17 protein-coding genes and 1 pseudogene are annotated in these 18,370 nt (G+C 55.2%); 9 read left to right on the plus strand and 9 right to left on the minus strand.

From position 1 onward, the window contains the following. Together PU683_RS18740 and PU683_RS18745 are read right to left on the minus strand one after the other, a co-directional pair. Positions 1 to 227: pseudogene (locus PU683_RS18740) on the minus strand (hypothetical protein); the annotation flags it as partial. Between the two features lie 14 nt (positions 228 to 241). Further along, positions 242 to 679 carry a DUF1795 domain-containing protein gene (locus tag PU683_RS18745; RefSeq protein WP_277174035.1) on the minus strand — a complete coding sequence of 146 codons (438 nt, stop codon included), beginning with the start codon at positions 677 to 679 and terminating at the stop codon, positions 242 to 244. Between the two features lie 343 nt (positions 680 to 1,022). Here PU683_RS18745 and PU683_RS18750 point away from each other — a divergent pair, with 343 nt between their 5' ends. After that, positions 1,023 to 2,990 (plus strand): acyltransferase family protein, encoded by a 1,968-nt coding sequence (locus PU683_RS18750; protein ID WP_277174037.1) that lies wholly within the window; start codon positions 1,023 to 1,025, stop codon positions 2,988 to 2,990. Between the two features lie 100 nt (positions 2,991 to 3,090). Here PU683_RS18750 and PU683_RS18755 read toward each other — a convergent pair whose 3' ends face one another. Beyond that, positions 3,091 to 3,378, minus strand: a complete 288-nt coding sequence (locus tag PU683_RS18755) for a SymE family type I addiction module toxin (protein WP_277174039.1) — start codon at positions 3,376 to 3,378, stop codon at positions 3,091 to 3,093. A gap of 377 nt (positions 3,379 to 3,755) precedes the next feature. Next, entirely contained in the window at positions 3,756 to 4,226 is a 471-nt protein-coding gene (locus tag PU683_RS18760) for a nuclear transport factor 2 family protein (protein WP_277174040.1), read from the minus strand. Positions 4,227 to 4,376: 150 nt separating this feature from the next. Here PU683_RS18760 and PU683_RS18765 point away from each other — a divergent pair, with 150 nt between their 5' ends. After that, positions 4,377 to 4,757 carry a winged helix-turn-helix transcriptional regulator gene (locus tag PU683_RS18765; protein WP_277174042.1) on the plus strand — a complete coding sequence of 127 codons (381 nt, stop codon included), beginning with the start codon at positions 4,377 to 4,379 and terminating at the stop codon, positions 4,755 to 4,757. 10 nt (positions 4,758 to 4,767) lie between these two features. Here the strand turns inward: PU683_RS18765 and PU683_RS18770 are convergent, their stop codons facing one another. Then, a complete protein-coding gene (locus PU683_RS18770) occupies positions 4,768 to 5,232 on the minus strand; it encodes an NUDIX hydrolase (protein WP_277174044.1) in 465 nt (154 codons plus the stop codon). A gap of 126 nt (positions 5,233 to 5,358) precedes the next feature. On the opposite strand from PU683_RS18770, the gene PU683_RS18775 reads away from it, so the two are divergent. Both PU683_RS18775 and PU683_RS18780 read left to right on the plus strand, forming a co-directional pair. Further along, a complete protein-coding gene (locus PU683_RS18775) occupies positions 5,359 to 6,099 on the plus strand; it encodes an SDR family oxidoreductase (protein WP_277174045.1) in 741 nt (246 codons plus the stop codon). Between the two features lie 127 nt (positions 6,100 to 6,226). Continuing rightward, a complete protein-coding gene (locus tag PU683_RS18780; protein ID WP_277174047.1) occupies positions 6,227 to 7,174 on the plus strand; it encodes a nickel/cobalt transporter in 948 nt (315 codons plus the stop codon). Between the two features lie 38 nt (positions 7,175 to 7,212). On the opposite strand, the gene proP is transcribed toward PU683_RS18780, so the two are convergent. Then, a complete protein-coding gene (gene proP / locus PU683_RS18785) occupies positions 7,213 to 8,715 on the minus strand; it encodes a glycine betaine/L-proline transporter ProP (RefSeq protein ID WP_277174049.1) in 1,503 nt (500 codons plus the stop codon). Positions 8,716 to 9,308: 593 nt separating this feature from the next. On the opposite strand from proP, the gene kdgT reads away from it, so the two are divergent. Continuing rightward, positions 9,309 to 10,304 (plus strand): 2-keto-3-deoxygluconate transporter, encoded by a 996-nt coding sequence (gene kdgT, locus PU683_RS18790; RefSeq protein ID WP_277174051.1) that lies wholly within the window; start codon positions 9,309 to 9,311, stop codon positions 10,302 to 10,304. Here kdgT and PU683_RS18795 read toward each other — a convergent pair. Together PU683_RS18795 and crfC are read right to left on the minus strand one after the other, a co-directional pair. Continuing rightward, on the minus strand, positions 10,301 to 11,182 hold the full coding sequence (locus tag PU683_RS18795) for a diguanylate cyclase regulator RdcB family protein (protein WP_277174053.1): 882 nt from the start codon (positions 11,180 to 11,182) through the stop codon (positions 10,301 to 10,303). The two genes, kdgT and PU683_RS18795, sit on opposite strands and share 4 nt — an antisense overlap. Beyond that, positions 11,179 to 13,533 carry a clamp-binding protein CrfC gene (crfC, locus tag PU683_RS18800; protein WP_277174055.1) on the minus strand — a complete coding sequence of 785 codons (2,355 nt, stop codon included), beginning with the start codon at positions 13,531 to 13,533 and terminating at the stop codon, positions 11,179 to 11,181. The genes PU683_RS18795 and crfC overlap by 4 nt, the downstream gene beginning before the upstream one ends. A gap of 607 nt (positions 13,534 to 14,140) precedes the next feature. Here crfC and PU683_RS18805 point away from each other — a divergent pair. From PU683_RS18805 to PU683_RS18820, 4 genes are all read left to right on the plus strand, one after another. After that, positions 14,141 to 14,476 carry a zinc ribbon domain-containing protein YjdM gene (locus tag PU683_RS18805; protein WP_187800950.1) on the plus strand — a complete coding sequence of 112 codons (336 nt, stop codon included), beginning with the start codon at positions 14,141 to 14,143 and terminating at the stop codon, positions 14,474 to 14,476. A 157-nt stretch (positions 14,477 to 14,633) separates the two neighbouring features. Continuing rightward, positions 14,634 to 15,365, plus strand: coding sequence for a phosphonate metabolism transcriptional regulator PhnF (gene phnF / locus PU683_RS18810; RefSeq protein ID WP_277174334.1), 732 nt, complete (start codon positions 14,634 to 14,636; stop codon positions 15,363 to 15,365). Positions 15,366 to 15,436: 71 nt separating this feature from the next. Further along, a complete protein-coding gene (phnH, locus tag PU683_RS18815) occupies positions 15,437 to 16,021 on the plus strand; it encodes a phosphonate C-P lyase system protein PhnH (protein ID WP_277174057.1) in 585 nt (194 codons plus the stop codon). 348 nt (positions 16,022 to 16,369) lie between these two features. After that, positions 16,370 to 16,705 carry a low molecular weight protein tyrosine phosphatase family protein gene (locus PU683_RS18820; protein ID WP_277174058.1) on the plus strand — a complete coding sequence of 112 codons (336 nt, stop codon included), beginning with the start codon at positions 16,370 to 16,372 and terminating at the stop codon, positions 16,703 to 16,705. A 10-nt stretch (positions 16,706 to 16,715) separates the two neighbouring features. Here PU683_RS18820 and PU683_RS18825 read toward each other — a convergent pair whose 3' ends face one another. Next, positions 16,716 to 18,188, minus strand: a complete 1,473-nt coding sequence (locus PU683_RS18825) for a bifunctional metallophosphatase/5'-nucleotidase (RefSeq protein ID WP_277174060.1) — start codon at positions 18,186 to 18,188, stop codon at positions 16,716 to 16,718. Positions 18,189 to 18,370: the final 182 nt, after the last annotated feature.

The raw sequence follows: 18,370 nt of genomic DNA on the forward strand, positions 1-18,370 counted from the left end.
CGCACGCCGGTCGCCACCTCCCCGGCGAGAAAACCGACGGCGAGGCTGGCGCCGATAAGCAGCACACCGATGCCAAAACAGGAGGCACCGATGCCTGCGACCATCAGCGCACCGGCGGCGATGCCGCCCAGCGCCGCAATCGCGCCGCCGACAAGGGTGCCAAGGATCATCCCGGCCAGCGCGCCGGAGTGGCCTATATCATCACCGACACGCGCGGCTTCAAACATAACAACAATCCCTGTTAAGCGTGGAAACGGAAACTTTTGAGAACGGAAAGAAGCAGCGCATGATCGGCGTCGTTTAACGCCCGCACGGCGGACATCGTGAATACCAGAATATGGTCAGCGGACGGGTTAAACACCGCCTGCTGCTGAAAGGTGCGTTTACCGTCACGCAGGTAGCTGGCATGGATGATTTCGCCGGTTACCAGGTTGTCGCCAAGCACGGCCTCAGCGCGTTCGCCCGTTTTCCAGCCCTTGAGATGTTTCGCCATCAGCGCCATCTGGCGGTCAATATAGGCCGTCAGCGTTTCGCCGGGGTTTAGCGTGTCGCGGGAGATATTGAGCGCCGGTGCATCCGCGCCGGGCGGCGTGAATACATTAACGGTGCGGTCCTGATAGCCTTCAGGAAGGGTGACCTGGCCTTCAGTAAACAGGCAGGGCGGAGCGGATTCTGACATGAAGTGCGTCCTGTCACAGGTTCAGAAAAATGGATTTTCGCACAGGGTTTGGCTGAAAACCAGACGCGAAATTGGGAGAGCCCGCGCAGACATTGTTCCCCAGTGATGTGCAGCGTAGCCTCGCCCGTGTCAGGAAACCCATTTATGCCAGCCTGTAACCTTCCTGAGTTAACGCGGTGAGTCCCTACTCCACTCTCTCGCCAGCAAAGCGCATAGGACAAAACGTAACATCTTGATATAGTGCGCCAGTATCAAACGTGGCCTGTTGCATAATTTCAATGGCCATACGGATCGCGTAGCTTGTTATAACTTTTAAAAACAACATAAAAAAATAGTGGGATATATGCTTTATCGTTCTGACATAGATGGCCTGAGAGCAATAGCGGTGCTGCTCGTTCTCTTTTTCCATGCCGGGTTTACTCTTTTCCCGTCCGGGTTTATTGGCGTCGATATATTTTTTGTCATTTCGGGTTTTCTTATCGCTTCTATTATTAAGAATAAACTCGAAACAAAAAGCTTTAGCTTCTCTGAGTTCTATCTACGCAGAATCTGGCGCCTACAGCCTGCGATGCTTGCCATGCTGGCATTCTCATTCATCATTGCATCACTGTTTTATCTGCCAGAAGATTACAGTGCGTTCCTGAAAAGCTTGCAGAAATCTTTGTTTTTTGTAGCGAATCGCTATTTTAGCGATGTGACATCAGCCTATGCAGCGCCCGATTCTAACGCAATGCTGTTGCTGCATACATGGTCACTCGCTGTTGAGTGGCAATGGTATCTCTTTTTCCCGGCAATCTACTATTTCCTGAGTAAAAAGCTCAACCATAAAAAACAGCTTATTCTGTGCCTGGTGCTTATTCTGTTAACCTTTGGTGTCACCTGGCACTACATATACAACCAGCCAACGAAGACTTATTACTTTTTTGCCTCGAGAATATTTGAATTTCTCATTGGCATGAGCGCCTGCTTTATCATCCCGCACGCTCACAAAGCGAGTAAAATCTCGTTAACTATTTTGACAGCCATTGCATTCTTAGCGATTTTACTTATTGCGCTGACGAAAGAAATCACTCCCGGTTATCCTAACGGATATACGCTTGTAGTTTGTCTCAGTACTGCTGCTATTATCATTGCCGGAAATAAAGAGCGTAATCTGGTAAACAGCGCGCTCTCATACGGGCCGCTCGTCTGGACGGGAAAACTCTCTTACTCCTTGTATCTTTTTCATTGGCCTATATTCGCCGCGATGCATTATGTTGGCATCACCTCCCTGACCTCACGTTTAATGGGTTTATGTCTGGCATTCGTCCTCGCCACCGGATGCTATTACTTCATCGAAAAACCTTTCCGAACACCTCGTTTTTCCCTGAAAAAGTCTCTCGTTTTATTAGTTCTGTTGCCTCTGTTACTGGTAATTTCATTTATCCCTCTCAGTAAACGTCACGACACTTTTAGTCATTTACGCTTCGGTAACGACTTAAGCCACATTAATGACGTATTGAAGTCTACAAAATTAGAGCAACGCCAGGATTGTATGAACGAAAATGTCAGCGGAACGGATATGGCCTGTGTTGTCGGTGATAAATCCTCTGACCAAAAAGCCCTTCTGATGGGTGATTCGCATTCAAATCAATACTGGAATTTCTTTGATGTGATGGGTAAAAACGCCCAGATCGCCGTCGACATGAAGGCAACCTCCCTTTGCCTGGCAATCCCGAATATTTATCACGCAGATATGTACACCTACAAAGGCGATTTTTATAAGGTGTGCAGGGAAAATGTTGAGCAGTATTATGCTGCCATTCAGCAGCACAAATATAAATTCGTTATTATTTCTGAAGTTTGGGAAAACTACGCCTTTTTTAACGTGAGAAATAACCTGAAGGATCAACTGAGTCCTGCAGAATCCATTAAGGTTATCTCTGACTCCCTGGACGCAGCAATACAAATTATCATTCAAAGTGGCGCAAAACCCGTCCTGGTCAAATCCATGTTTGTTATGCCGGATAATTATCTGACATGCTTCTATGAACACTTCAAAACCAGAAAAGCCTATTCACCCGGTTCATGCAACCCTGCCCCAGCGCCTGTAATAAATAATTGGACGGATCAGTTATTTGCCGCGTTACAGCGCAAGTATCCTTCGCTGATAGTGGTTGATCCGAAAGATGTGCAGTGCCAAAACGGCAAATGCTATACCGAGCTCGAAGGCATTCCGCTCTATCGCGATGTCGGTCATTTAAATGACTATGCATCAGAAAAACTGGGTAAGATTTACCTTAAGCGATACGGCAACCCGTTACGGAAATAGCGGGACGGTGAAGAAACGCGCGGCGTACTCGGCATCGTTATTTATTAAGTGGATATTAACTCCCTAAAACAGTGGTGTTGGTGTCCACTTAATTGCAGACTCAAAGCGCGCTCAACACCCCTTCTTTCACCGCTTTTACCGCCTGCTTCATCTGCTTTAACTCTTGCCGCAGGGCATGCTCGTTGTCGTTATCAGGGATCAGCACAATGCAGCCTCCGGCGATTTTCACGGTGACGCCTTTGCCGGTGGTAAATCCGGCCTCTTTCAGCCATTTGCCACTCAGGTTGAGGCAAGGCGTGCTGGTATCGCCCTGATTGGGGGCATAGCCGACGGTGTAGCGGCGTTCGGTTTTGGGGGATGGATGAGTCTGGGTAGGGGTCGTAGCCATAAGGGCAGCCTCCAGTAAGTGAAATGTGAGCCACCACCCAAAAGACCAATCTTATGGCGGCGGACCGGACGGAGTTGGTCTTACCGGCCTTACTGGACACCGGCGCGTCTTGCGACGCCCCCGCCCGGCCCGCCATTGAGGCGTAACCGTACGCGCGACATAAAGAAGACGCAATACGCGTCATATGTCGACAGTAAGGGTTTCAGGAGACCAATCCCGGCACCTGATTTTGCAGGTGCCGGAGAAAAATAGCGCTGATGCCCAAAGCCGACAAGCGGTTTTACTTCTTCCTGCAAAACAAAGCGTTATTCCGGAATTTGCCTCGCAAAAGGGATGCTCTCGCCCAGCCCTCGTTTGCACTCAGCCGGGATCGTTCTTCAGAACATTGTATTAGCGTTAGCGGACTTCTCCGGCACCGCCTGAATGATGTCCCAGTGTTCAACAATTTTCCCGTTGCTCACACGGAAGATATCCATCACCGCCTGGCCGCGATCTTTACTGTCATTGGTTGAGTGAACCTGTAACCAGACTAAATCGCCGTCGGCGGCGCTACGCACAATCCGCGCGGCAGAGTGCGGGTTCTCTTTGAAGAAACCGGTGAAGTAATTCACAAACGGTGCTTTGCCGTCCGGTACATCGGGGTTGTGCTGGCGGTAATGCTCATCAACCACCTTCGCGGCCTCTTTTACCTCGTGGCGGTTGAAGAATTTGTCATAAAAATCAACCACCCGCTGTCGGTTAGCCTCTTCTGTCGCCACATTGCGCGCATTTGCCGCAGGGGCAGCTACAGCGCTGCCAGAAGCGATCAGAACTGCCGTTAACACCGCACTGCTAATAAACTTTTTCATTATGCTCTCTTTTAGTACATTACCTTTGGTCACAAAAATAGACCGTAAAGAGCGCGGATGGTACATCGCCCGCAAAACCTCAACAAGAGGTCAAAATACAGGTACTTAGTCACATGAAGATGACTATTAGCGGCAAAAGAGAGATGACGAATGAGCGACAATGAGCAGAATGATATCGCTGAATTTGGGCAGCCCTGCCCGATCCGCGATGTGCTTAATCAAATTGGCGATCAGTGGAGCTTGCTGATTCTGGAAGCGCTGGCGGAACGCACGCTGCGTTTTAATGAACTGAACCGGGAAATTGGCGATATCTCACGCCAGATGCTCTCCCGCACGCTAAAGCGTCTTGAAACAGACGGTTACATCAGCCGCACCGTCTATGCGGAAGTGCCGCCGCGCGTGGAGTACACTTTAACGGCGCTGGGGAGATCGTTTCTGGAACCGATGCAGAAACTTATTCAGTGGGCGGATGAAAACCATGCTGATATCTGCCGCTCCCGCCGACGCCAGCATGAGCAGCAGCAGGAGTAGGCCCCGGGCGCTATTGCCGGCCCTCCCAGCCATACTCCGAGTAAAGTTGCCCGGCGTTGATAGCCTCCAGCGCCTGGCGCACATAAGGAATGGTCTGCTCCGGCAAGGCCGCAAGGTTGTGCCAGCCCATCTCACTGTGTTTTTCCGGCTCGGCGAGGGAAGGCGTACCGTGCCACTGGCGGCAGATAAAATAGTGCCCCAGCCAGGAGCGATCTTCTGACCACACATGCATGGTATGCGCCAGCTGCATATCACCAGCGGACGCTTTAACACCGGTTTCCTCCCGTAACTCTCTGGCGGCAGCGGCCGCAAGGGTTTCACCCAACTCAAGGCCACCAGCGGGCAGGCTATAACACCCATCCATCCAGCCGGTCTGCGATCGCCTAAGCATCAGGAGGTCATCTTTGCGCAATAGCAGCACAAACAGGGCAATCGACAGGTGGTAGCGCTCTCTGCTCATCGTGTCGTGATCCATAATTGATGTTCTGATTTTTTATACAGCCATTCACCGCAAAAATGGAACTACCCTTTTTTGTCTCGAAACGGCTGGCGCGGTTGCGTAAGGTAGACCTCTATTTCAGGAACCAACAGGGAGCTATTAATGAGCAGATTTGAAGGCAAACGCGTGCTGATCACTGGCGGCACCAGCGGGATAGGGCTGGCGGGCGCGCAGCGCATCGTCAGCGAGGGTGGCGAGGTTGCAATCACCGGGCTGAATGAAACGCGCCTGGCAGAGGCCCGCAAGCTGCTGCCCGCCTCATCGCTGATCCTGAAAAGCGATGCCGCCAGCGAAGCGGATATCGAGACGCTGGCGACGGCAATGAGGCAGTGGGGATCGCTCGACGGCCTGTGGCTGAACGCCGGTTATGCCGAAGTCGGCGCACCGGAAGCGGTCACCGCCGAGAGCTTTAACCGCATGATGAATGCCAACGTACGCGGCCCGATGCTCCAGTTGGCAGCACTTTCTGACATATTAAATTCCGGCGCATCGGTGCTGGTTACCGCCTCCTCTTCCGTCTACGAGGGCGCGGCGATGACCAGCCTTTATGCCGCCACCAAAGGCGCTGTCGTCGCCATGGTCAAAAGCTGGGCCAGCGCGCTGGCGCCGCGCGACATTCGCGCCAACACGCTGGTGCCGGGGCAGATCGAGACCAACTTCAGGCACTTTATGCCCGAAGAGTCGCGCCAGCAGTTCGAGGATTTTGTGGTAAGCCAGGTGCCGCTCAGACGCGCCGGCACTGCGCAGGAAGCCGCTGCCGTCGCGCTCTTTTTGCTCTCGGATGATGCGTCATACGTCACCGGCAGCCAGTACGCGGTGGATGGCGGGCTGGTGCATTACTGATCGGCGCACGATAAGCGGTTATGCAGGACGCTGGCACACACGCCCGCTCAATCTCTGCTTCCGGACTGGAGCCCGCAACTCACGACACCTATACTGCGGGCTATCCCTTCTTAATTGCTGAACGCCTATGACAACGCAACTTCTCACCCGCGACTGGCGTCTGCCGGCGGCGCTTACGCTGCTGGCGGCAGGGCTGGCCGCTGCTTTTGCGCTGCACGCGCACTGGGGCGCTTTTTTGCAGTGGTGCCTGGCGGCGCAAATCACCCTGCATCGCTACCTGGTGATGTATCTGCTGCAACTCAATAATCATCAGTACAGCGGTGGGCTATGGCTGCTGACCGGCGCATTCTTTTACGGCGTGCTGCACGCCATCGGGCCGGGGCACGGCAAATTTATTGTCGCCACCTATCTCAGCACCAATAAAGAGAGCGAGACCGCCGCGCGCATGGTTCCGCTGCTCGGCAGCCTGATGCAGGGCGTCAGCGCGATCCTCTTCGTGTTTATTCTTGCAGTCGGGTTCAACCTCGCCTCGGGCGATCTCAGCGAAAGCCGCTGGTATGTCGAGAAAGTCAGCGCCGTGCTGATTGGCGGCTTTGGCGCTTATATCATCTGGCGCGCGGTGAAGAGCCTGCAACCGCGCGCGCTGCGTATCCGCTCCCTGAGGCATGTTCATGACGCGCAGTGCGGCTGCGGTCATCACGGTGTGGGCGTGTCGACGCAGGGCGACTGGAAAACCCGGCTGGGGGTAATCCTGGCGATTGGCGCGCGGCCCTGCAGCGGGGCCATTATGATTTTGCTCTTCTCGAACGCACTCGGCATTGTCACGTGGGGCATGGCGGCGGTGATGACCATGGCCTTCGGCACGGCGCTTTCGATCATGGGGCTGTCGCTGGCGGTGCGCTATGCGCGTAACCGCACGGCGGCCTTTTTTGGCACTGAGCCAGGTCGCTTACGCTGGCTGGTTCCGGGGCTTAAAATCGCGGGCGGCGTGGCGCTGATGCTCTTTGCGCTGGTGCTGTTTTTAACGGTGATCCCGGTGAGTGCGAACGGGGATTATATTGCGGCAGGGTGTTAAAAAAACCCGGAGGGCAGCGCCGTCCGGGTTTTGTTGAGTTACTCGTCAATCTTCGGATGCTGCTGCACCAGGCGGGAGCGTTTCTCCTGCAACTGGGCAATCTCTTCATCCAGGTCTTCGATTTTCTGTTCGATGTTGTCGTGATGCTCCTGCAGGATCTCACGCGCTTCCTGCATATCCGACGCTGCCGGGGTTGCCCCTTTCAGCGGCAGGTTCGCCGTCTCTTTCATCGTCAGGCCGGTAATCAGGCCAACCACCGCGATCACCATCAGGTAGTACGCCGGCATCATCAGATTATTCGAGGTCTCCACCAGCCACGCGGCCAGCGTTGGCGTCAGGCCCGCAATCAGAATGGAGATGTTAAAGGCGCTGGCGAGCGCGCTATAACGAATATGCGTCGGGAACATCGCCGGCAGCGTGGAAGCCATTACGCCGGTGAAGCAGTTAAGGATCACCGCCAGCAGCAGCAGGCCCGCGAAGATCATGCCGGTGACATTGCTGTTGATCATGCTGAACGCCGGAATCGCCAGCGCCAGCAGTGCGATACTGCCGATCAGCACAAACGGACGGCGACCAAAGCGGTCACTCAGCAGACCCATCACCGGCTGCACAAACAGCATACCGATCATGATGGCGATGATAATCAGCACCCCATGATCTTCCGAGTAGTGCAGGTTATGCGACAGGTAGCTCGGCATGTAGGTCAGCAGCATGTAGTAGGTGACGTTCGTGGAGATCACCAGACCAATACAGGTCAGCAGGCTGCGCCAGTGTTTGCTGGCAATCTCTTTAAAGGAGACGCGCGGCCCTTCCTGCAGCCCTTCGCGATCGCCCTGCTCAAGCTTATCGACATGCTGCTGGAACGCCGGGGTCTCTTCCAGTGCATGACGCAGGTAGAGGCCAATCAGGCCCAGCGGCAGTGCCAGGAAGAACGGAATACGCCAGCCCCAGTCAAGGAAGTTCTGCTCGCCGACAATCGTCGACAGCAGCACCACCACGCCCGCACCGAGGACAAACCCGGCGATGGAGCCGAAGTCCAGCCAGCTACCCATAAAGCCGCGCTTACGGTCCGGGGAGTACTCGGCGACGAAGATCGACGCGCCGGTATACTCGCCGCCGACGGAGAAGCCCTGCGCCATTTTACATAACAGCAGCAGGATCGGTGCCCAGATACCGATCGACTCATACGAGGGTATCAACCCGATAGCGAAGGTACTGACGGACATGATCACAATGGTGATCGCGAGGATTTTTTGGCGTCCATATTTATCCCCCAGCATGCCGAAGAAGAGGCCGCCGAGTGGACGAATCAGGAACGGAACGGAGAAGGTCCCGAGCGCGGCTATCATCTGCACGCTGGGATCTGCATCGGGGAAGAACACTTTGCCAAGTGCGTAGGCCACAAAGCCATAAACACCGAAATCGAACCACTCCATCGCGTTACCTAACGACGCGGCGGTAATGGCTTTACGCAGTTTCGCGTCGTCAATAATCGTGACGTCGCGAAGCGTTATCGGTTTGATTTTTTTCCTTTTTAACATCTCTGTTTTCCTCTTAAGACTCTCGCCCTGTATCGCCCGTTTACCCATCCATGGCAGGCGTTTTTTATCGGCCTTGCGGCCATTCTTTCAAGCGTAGCAGGTTTACTTACACTAACTGGTCAAAGCCTGTACAACCGAACCTGTTGACGCCTGTTGGGCAGTGAATGAGCGAATTACCCTATCAGGGTTTATAAATGTGATCAAATTCACATAGTTGTAACCGGTAATCATCAACCACCGTTTTTACCGCACTTTTTGCCTCCCTTCCAAAAAAGAATGATCTGCTTTTGACCCACCTTTTTACAACCCATTTACATCGAAAATAAATAAAGAAACATCGGTAAATCTTTACGCGAATTATGTGATCGGCTTAACTAAAACGCCGTTTCATTCTTATTGAATAGATATTCCAATCGCCTCATGATAGCCCCACTAATAGCAGCGTTAAGGGCTAACTCATCATTGTGGATGAGGTCTCTCAGGCCGCCCATCGTCAATGCGCTGGCTTCTGAATGATTTAACTCTCTGAAACATCGAATGATTCATTTTTTAGCTTCCTCGTTCATCTGAATGACGAGCCGTGAGGAGTAAGTATGAAAATTAAGGCCACGATTGAACGTATTCCTGGCGGGATGATGTTAGTTCCGCTGCTGTTAGGTGCCATTCTTAATACCCTGGCGCCCGATACCGGCGCCTATTTTGGTTCCTTCACCAAAGGCATGATTAGCGGAACGGTACCGATTCTGGCGGTGTGGTTTTTCTGTATTGGCGCCTCGATTGATCTGCGCGCGACCGGTACGGTGCTGCGCAAATCGGGCACGCTGGTGCTGACAAAAATTGCTGTCGCCTGGCTGGTGGCGATGATTGCCGCTTCATTTATTCCCGATACTGGCATTCAGACCGGCTTTTTCGCCGGGCTGTCGGTACTGGCGATTGTCTCGGCTATGGATATGACCAACGGCGGTCTGTATGCCAGCCTGATGAATCAGTACGGCAGTAAAGAGGAGTCGGGGGCATTTGTCCTGATGTCGCTGGAGTCTGGCCCGCTGATGACGATGGTGATCCTCGGCTCCGCTGGCCTCGCCTCGTTTGAACCGCACCACTTTGTCGGCGCGGTGCTACCGTTCCTGATCGGCTTTGCCCTCGGCAACCTCGATCACGATCTGCGCGCCTTCTTCAGCAAAGCGACGCCAGTGCTGATCCCCTTCTTCGGCTTCGCGCTGGGTAACACCATCAACCTGAAAGTGATTATGGAGACCGGGCTGCTGGGGATTTTCCTCGGCGTGGCGGTGATTATCATCACCGGTATTCCGCTGATCCTGGCTGACCGTTTGATTGGCGGCGGGAATGGTACAGCAGGCGTGGCGGCCTCTTCCGCGGCGGGTGCGGCGGTCGCTAACCCGGTGATCATCGCCCAGATAAACCCGGCCTTTGAACCGGTTGCCGCATCAGCCACTGCGCTGGTCGCCGCGAGCGTGATTGTCACCGCCATCCTGGTGCCGATTATCACCGCGCTCTATGCACGACGCTTCGGCAATGTGCCGACGCCGGAAGAGATGGCTACGCGAGCCGAACCGACGAGCCACTAAACGTCGTCGAAGATCTCATCGACCATCGCCGACGCCAGGCGGGCTGCCGAGCAGAGTCTCGGCATCCCCAGCGCGACGGGCTGCCAGCTCTGCGTCACCGACCAGCAGATCGGATGACGCTCCGCATCACACCAGTCCCCCAGCCAGCCGAGCAGATCTTTATACTCCATCACGCCTGGCGTTGATGGCGCGGCCAGCCATTGATGATAGAAGTGGCGCGTTCCCTGCGATGCATCGATGCCCTGCGCCAGAGACTCTGCCGCCATCACCCGCAGGTTATCTTTCAGCAGTGTCGCCACATCCTCATTTGCCAGCCGGCAGGCATCGCCAAACGCCCCCCAGCGCAGCTCCTCCAGCGCGACGTAGCAGCGTCCGGCCATCGACCAGCCGTTGTAGCTTCCCGCCCGCCAGTGGCTAAAAACTTGTTCACTGTGGTGGCCCGCCTGCACCGCCAGACCGCGCTGCGTAAGCGCTTTCTCCTTAAATGCCGCACGCTGGCTAAAGTGCTCAAGCAACACATCGTACTGCTGCTGCGCACCGGGCGTGACGCTGCCTGGACGCCGCTCGGCGTGTTGCATCGCCTTCAGCCGCTGCGTAATACGCGTCAGCGCCAGATAACCGGGATCGAGCATGCTCGCCAGTTTTTCCGCCAGCCCGAGCCGCAGGGCGTCATTCTCCTCAAGCTTGCCGGAGATCGCCCACGGGCGCAGCTGCGTCTGGGCCATGATCTCCTGTGCCAGCCGCTCACGGAAAATCTGCTGCTGTGGCGCAATCGTCATCTGACGCGACGCGTCGATGCCCTGCACCAGATCGACAATAAATTTTGGATGAATGGATTCCAGCACCCGGCCAGGGCCGTCGAGCAGTCGATTTTTCATGCTTGCTCCACCGCGAAGAGCGTCTGGATATCGTCACGTAACAACCGCGCGTCCTCATGGATCCAGTGCACCGTCCTGATGCAGTGCTGCAAATGGCGACGCAGCGCGATCACCGAGGATTCATTCTGCTGCCGGATCGCCATGCTCTCGCGCAGGCTCTCCTGCAACCCGGAAAGGCTCTGGGAGAACTCGGCAAAAAAGGTCGCCATCCCGGCGGTGACGGAGACATCAACCTGCGCGCTTAACGCTTTGCGGATCTGCTCGCAGAAGTTCGCCACATGGGCGGTCAGCTTCTGATGTAGCGTGCCGAGATCGATCACATAGCGGGTGCGCGTCGCCACGTAGTCGTCCCAGCCCCAGTTGGGATTATTGAGCCAGCGCGAGACCGTTTCACGCACGCCGCCAATACGGCTGGCCTGCGCGGCGCTGCTCTCTTCCGGCGCGATGACGTTATTAAACAGCGTGCGGGCATTGAAGTTGAGCGTGCTCGGCTGAAAAGCGGGAAAAGAGATGCGGGCGCGAAAACCGGCATGGCTCAGCTCCGCTTTGATGCGCGTTTCGATCGGGCGCATGGCGTCGTTCAATGAGCGCGTCAGCGTGCTCTCCAGCTCATCAAAGCGCAGCGCCAGTTCACGGCTGATGCGCTCCTGCGCCGCCAGCAGAATCGTCTCGCAGGCGGAGCGCATTTTACTTAGCGCGATCTGCGCCTGACCCTCATCGTCCAGCACCAGCTGGCCGGGGCTTAAGCGTTCATCAAGGCGTAAATCCGCCTGGCTCTCGCTGGCCATCGCCATCAGCTGACCATCATGAAACCAGGCATCGATCGCTTCGACAATTTCAAACTGCTGGCCGTTAATAAAGATCTCCGCTGCCGCGAGTGCCTCTTCCACTTCATGATCGACTTCATCACGCACCCGCGCCTGGCTGCTGCGCAGCAGGGTCATATCCTCCTCCAGCCGGGCGATATTCTGCTCCAGCTGCTCATAGGCGACGGTCAGACCCTGATAGCGGAAATCGAGGTACTCCCGCGCACTCTGGGTGTAGTTGAGGAGTTTATGCGACGCAGATCGCAGCGCATAGAGCGAGGCATTGGCATGGGCCGCGTGCAGCAAGTTGCGGATCGGCAGCTCAAACAGTGAATCCTGCCACAGCAGCTCGGCGGCGTGACGAATATGTTCAATATCATCCAGATCCGCCATGCGCCAGCGGCGGCCGAGCGCCGCTTCGGCAAAGTCCTGCACCCACGGCTGTTCATTCGGGTCGGGCAAACGCCCCTTCTTCTGCAACTCGTGGCGGGCGCGGTTCGCCAGGTAGCCCCACATCGACGAGACCGGAAAGATCTGCGTCGATGTGATATTGCCCTTCATTAAGGTGCCGGAGATGAGCGCGCGTACCTGGTGCTCATCGTCACTGTTGCGGTCTTTCTGGTCGAACTTATTCACCAGCGCATAGAGCGGGACCGAGCGGCCCACGGCTGAAATTGCGTGGCGCACCTCTTCATCTGAGATCGATTTCAGCTGGGTGTAATCCATCACTGCCAGCACTGCCGAGGCGCGTGCGAGTTGCTCACTGAGCATCTTCTGTAAATGTGGCTGTCCGGCTTCGTTCGGCCCGGGGGTGTCGAGCAGAGTCAGCTGACCGAGGTTGCTCTCCAGCCCCGCCAGATGGACAAACTCCACTTCGATAACCGGAATATGTTCAATTGCCGCGTAGGCCGCGAAGGGAAAATCGACGCCCAGTGCTTTCGACAGGCGCACCAGGTCATTGAGGCTTTTCAGGCAGTGGAAGATCGGCTGCGCGCCGAGATAGTGCTTATCAAACGCATCGCCCTGCGCAATGCGCGCCAGCAGCGCGTCCATATCGCGATCGATCTCAATCTTCTGCGCCAGCTTGCCGCGATCGTAATTAAACAGCCGCGTCTGCAACTGCTGCGCGAGGGCATCGATCGGGCCGACGTGGGAGAAATGGAGCACGGGCTCTTTCTGGCCGGGCGTATGGCGAATCAGCGTCGGCAGCGCCGTCATCGGGCGGTTGCGGTTCGGCAACACTTCCGTGCCGACAATGGCGTTAATGGTGGTCGACTTGCCCGCTTTCATGGTCCCGACAATCGCAAGCACCATCTCCAGCCGGGTAATTTTACGCAGTTCGTTCTGTAAGGTTGCCTCTTGCGCCTCAACGCTACGGGTGCTGAAGTGCAGCGGCATCACGTTATTATTTTCCGCCGCGCCGCTGATATTTAACTCATCAAGCGTGGCGGGCGGCGTTTTTTTCAGTGCCAGCAGATTATGCAATGAGAGTTGTAACAGCCGTTCTGCTTCCTGACTTAATTCGAAAATTGTTTGTGTGTGCATGTCAAAAGTCTTTCCTTAACGCAAATTTTCTTTGTTTTATTTAGCCGTGAAGTTTTATTAGTGAAGTTTCGGCTTTTATAATTACGTGTAGAAAATATCTTCGAAAAGATAAGCACCTGATGGCAATCGGGAAAATAAAAAATTTCCCGTAAAAAGGAACAACAATAGTACTTTGGTCCTTAAAAACCAAAGCGTTAGAGCTTAGCGCATTTTTATGAATAGCCAGGATATATCATCATTGATTTACCCACCCGTTGTGAGAGGTAATTATTGGCCGGGAATGGCGCATTTAACAGGTATGACAGCCTGGTTACAAATAACACCGGATGCTAACAGCCACCATATCTGAATTAGTAAATGCTGGCAATTTCAACCGGCAAATAATCTAATTATCACACATAAGTAGATTCTCAATGATGTGAGGAGATAAGCATCGCTTAAGCGAATGACAGAGGGTGTCACGGGCGTTGTCTTTTTATCTCGGTGATAAAAAAATAATAACAACGGCAATTGTACGGTTTTGCTGTATAATCGCGCCCTTTCAGGCACTGCGCCTTTTGTGCCGGTAAAGATCCGGCTCTCTCTGCTCTTGTTTGAGGTAACCCCTATGCAACTTCCCCACTGCCCAAAATGTAATTCCGAATACACCTATGAAGATAATGGCATGTTCGTTTGCCCGGAATGCGCCCATGAGTGGAACGATGCCGAACCTGCGTCAGCGAGCGATGAATTAATCGTCAAAGATGCAAATGGTAATCTGTTAGCCGACGGTGACAGCGTGACCGTAATTAAAGACTTGAAAGTAAAAGGCAGTTCTTCAATGTTGAAGATCGGCACGAAAGTGAAGAATATTCGCCTGGTAGAAGGCGACCATAATATCGATTGCAAAATCGATGGCTTCGGGCCAATGAAACTGAAATCGGAATTCGTTAAAAAGAATTGATGATTCGCCGACGGTGTTTACCGCCTGGCACACGACCGAAGCAGGGAGCCGATCGCGGCTCCTTTTTCTTTTTCATCCCACCGCAATCAATACATAACCCAACTGCAACATTCCCCCGGCACCATAGAGCCACATTAACTGAGCCAGCGGGGAAATGATGACTCTCCACTTATCCAGACATCCGACCAGCTTCCCAACACGTTACCAGGAGATCGCCGCCAAACTGGAGCAGGAGCTGCGCACCCACTATCACTGCGGTGACTGGCTGCCTGCTGAGCAGCAGCTGGCCGCGCGTTTCCAGGTGAACCGCCACACTCTGCGTCGCGCCATCGACCAACTGGTCGAGAAGGGCTGGGTGCAGCGCCGCCAGGGCGTTGGCGTGTTGGTACTGATGCGCCCGTTCGACTACCCGCTCAATGCGCAGGCGCGCTTTAGCCAGAACCTGCTCGATCAGGGGAGCCATCCCACCAGCGAACGTCTGCTGGCGGTATTGCGTCCGGCCTCCGGCCATGTCGCCGATGCGCTCGGTATGACCGAAGGCGATAACGTCATTCATCTGCGCACCCGCCGCCGGGTGAACGGCGTCGCACTTTGCCTTATCGATCACTACTTTGCAGACCGCCAGCTCTGGCCGCTGCTGCAACAGTTTGACAGCGGGTCACTGCATGATTTTCTGCGCGATCGCGCCGGTCTTGAACTGAAGCGCACGCAAACGCGCATCAGCGCCCGCCGGGCGCAGGTGAAAGAGAGCCGCTGGCTGGAGATCCCCAATATGGCGCCGCTGCTCTGCGTGCGCACCCTTAACCACCGTGACGGTGAGATCAACGCAACGGAGTACTCCGTCAGCCTCAATCGCGCCGACATGATCGAATTTACGATGGAGCACTGAATGCAGGTTGATACCCCTACGCGCCATACCGGCCGGGTCGAGGCCTCTGTTCCGGTGCGCGGAGAGAACGCATGACACTACAACCCGCCTTCGCGTCGGCGGTTCACGACGCTCAGCACACCTTTCGTCGCCTGTTAAAAGCCCTGAGCGAGCCGGGAGTGATTGTCGCCCTGCCGCAACTGAAGCAGAGCTGGCCACCGCTTAACCCGGCGACCACCAGCGTACTGCTGGCATTAGCAAACAGCGACACGCCGCTATGGATCGCAAACGCGCTGGGTAACGATCTGCTGCGTCAGAACCTGCGCCTTCACACCCAGGCACCGCTGCTGGATACTCCGCAACAGGCGCTCTTCGCCATTGCCGACAGCTCCCTCAATCATCAGCAGCTCAGCGCCTTGCCGGTAGATCAGCCATTAAACGCAGAGAGTAGCGCAACGCTAATTTTACAATTACCCGCGCTCAGCGGCGGGCGGATGCTGCGCCTCACCGGTCCCGGCATTCAGGAGGAGCGCATGATCGCCCCGCTACTGCCGGAGTGCATCACCGATGAGTTAACGGATCGTCCACACTCGTTTCCGAGTGGAATCGATGTGATCCTCACCTGCGGCGAACGCATGTTGGCTATCCCGCGAACCATCCTGGTGGAAGTGTGTTGATGGGGTGAGAGTGACCGTAAACCCGGTGCGCGGCACTGCAAGACTTATCCTAACGCATATGAGATATGCCCTTGATCAAGGGAGGGTGAAAAACCCGCTGCCGACGGGGATTGAAGCGGGTTATGATGGCCTGCGGATTGTGCTGGATTAGACTGACCATTGTGGCTATATTGCCTCCCGCAACGCCCGGTGACACCAGGGCGGAAAGCAGCAAGTATGTGGTCGTTTGTAGGATGAAGCGGACAGACTCGCACCAGAGGGTTGCCACAAAATAACGCAACCGGGTCTTAATACCCGCGTATGACACGACATAGTGCGCTCAGCGCGGCTTGATGAGTATCGACTTGCATGAATGTGCTTTTTATTTGTAGCCGGAACCAATGGCGCAGCCCCACCGCTGAGCAGCTGTTTCGCCGCTATCCCGGGCTCAATGCCCGCTCCGCCGGCACCCAACGCCAGGCAAAAAAAACCGTCTCCCCCGCCATTCTCTCCTGGGCTGATGTCATCTGCGTGATGGAAGAGGAGCACAAAGAGCGGCTGCTGACCGACTTTACCCGTCTGGTGCAGCATAAGCCGGTGCATGTGCTCAATATCCCGAATCACTACGCCTTTATGGACCCGCAGCTGGTCGCCATGCTGGAAGATATTGTTCCCGAACGGCTAGGGCTGCGCGTCCCTGCATAAGCGCTAAACGTTACCCCGCCGGGTGGATAAACTGCACACGCGGCGCGGGTGAGATCAGCGGCGCGTGCTTATTCACATACTCCATCAGCAGCGTCGCCATCGGCACATCGTAACGGTCGCGGATGGCGATGTCGCGAATGCCAAAATCACTCACCTGCTCATTACACGCCACGCGATAGATTTTATCCCGCACCAGCGGTTGACCATTAACCTCGATGGAGATCATGCGATCTCCGGCGGGACGGGTGAAATCGACGCTGAAACGCAGGCCGCTGACGTGAGCATAAGCCCCGGAAATAATGTTCTGCTGCGCATAGTTGTGCTCAATGAACGCTTTGATCTGCTCGCCGCTCATCTCCCGCGTCACCAGCGGCAGGCGAAACGGCAGCGCATTCAGCACCTCGCCATAGGTCACCGGCCCGGCCGGAATACTGTCGCGCAGAAACGCGCCGACGGTAAAGGCGATATCAGCATTGGCGTGCTCCCGCTCGGCATCGGCCAGCAGGCTGCCAAGGTTGGTCTGCCCGGAGCGCACCCGCTCACGCTGGCCGTTGAGGGTAAAGGGGAGCGCCATCACCACGTTATTAAGCCTCTGTGCGCTTGCGGCACGGGCTTGCTCAATGCAGGACTCGGTTTCACTATCTGCTTTTAGCGCCGTTAAGCTGGTCACATCCAGCAGCTTTTCACTCCATGCGACGATCTTTTTATCTTTTACGCGCAGGGTCAGATGACCGAGGTAGTCGCCATACTGCCCGGCGTTAACCATCACCGTGTTGCCCATCTGCTTACCGCCCTGCACGGCAATATGATCGTGACCATCCACCAGCACATCGATCTCCGGCACCGCCTCCACAAGCTTCGTGATATTCACCGCCGGGTCGGTTTTCCCGAGATGCGCCAGCACAATAATCAGATCGCTCTTCCCCTTCACCTGCGCCACCCTCTTGCGCACCGCCTGAATCGGATCGCTGACGGAAAAACCGGCCAGTTTGCTGTCGCTGGTGGCCACCATCGCATTGAGCGGCGACACGCCGATGATAGCAATATTCAGCCCCGCCACTCTCTTCATCACATAGGGGCGAAAGGTGAGTTTGTCGTGATGGTAGAGGTTGGCGGAGACAAACGGGAAGCGGGCTTTATCGCGTAGCGAAAGCAGCTCCGGGCCGCCAAAAATAAAGTCCGCATTGCCCGGCGTAAAAGCGTCGTAGCCCATGGTGTTCATGGCGCGCACGTTGCTTTCTCCCCGCGTCAGATCGCTCACCGCCACGCCGCTTACCGCATCACCCACGTCAACAAACAGCACATTGGCGTCCTGTTTCCGCAATGCTTTCACATACGCGCTCATTTTGCCGTAGCCGATACCCGACTCGCTCATCCCCCGGCCATGCGTATCCCCGGTATGAATGAGCGTCACCTTTACCTCTTGCGCCTGCAGTGAGCCGATGCTCAGCAGCAGCAGAAACGCGATAACCCCTTTTTTCATTGTTACGTCCTTTTCCTTTTTTATGACCGACAAAAACAAAAAAACCTGAAACTCAGCGCAGAGGTTGATCACCAGTGCGTGGGTTTCAGGTTTAGCCGTGAGGGAGTCACTATCCTTACGGCGAATAATCTAGCGGGCGCCAGGCGTCCCGACAAGCCAGCTTTTTATCACCCTGTGAGCAC

Origin of the sequence: Candidatus Kosakonia sp. 282A-S69 (assembly GCF_029433855.1) — a bacterium.
Classification (GTDB): domain Bacteria; phylum Pseudomonadota; class Gammaproteobacteria; order Enterobacterales; family Enterobacteriaceae; genus Kosakonia; species Kosakonia cowanii_A.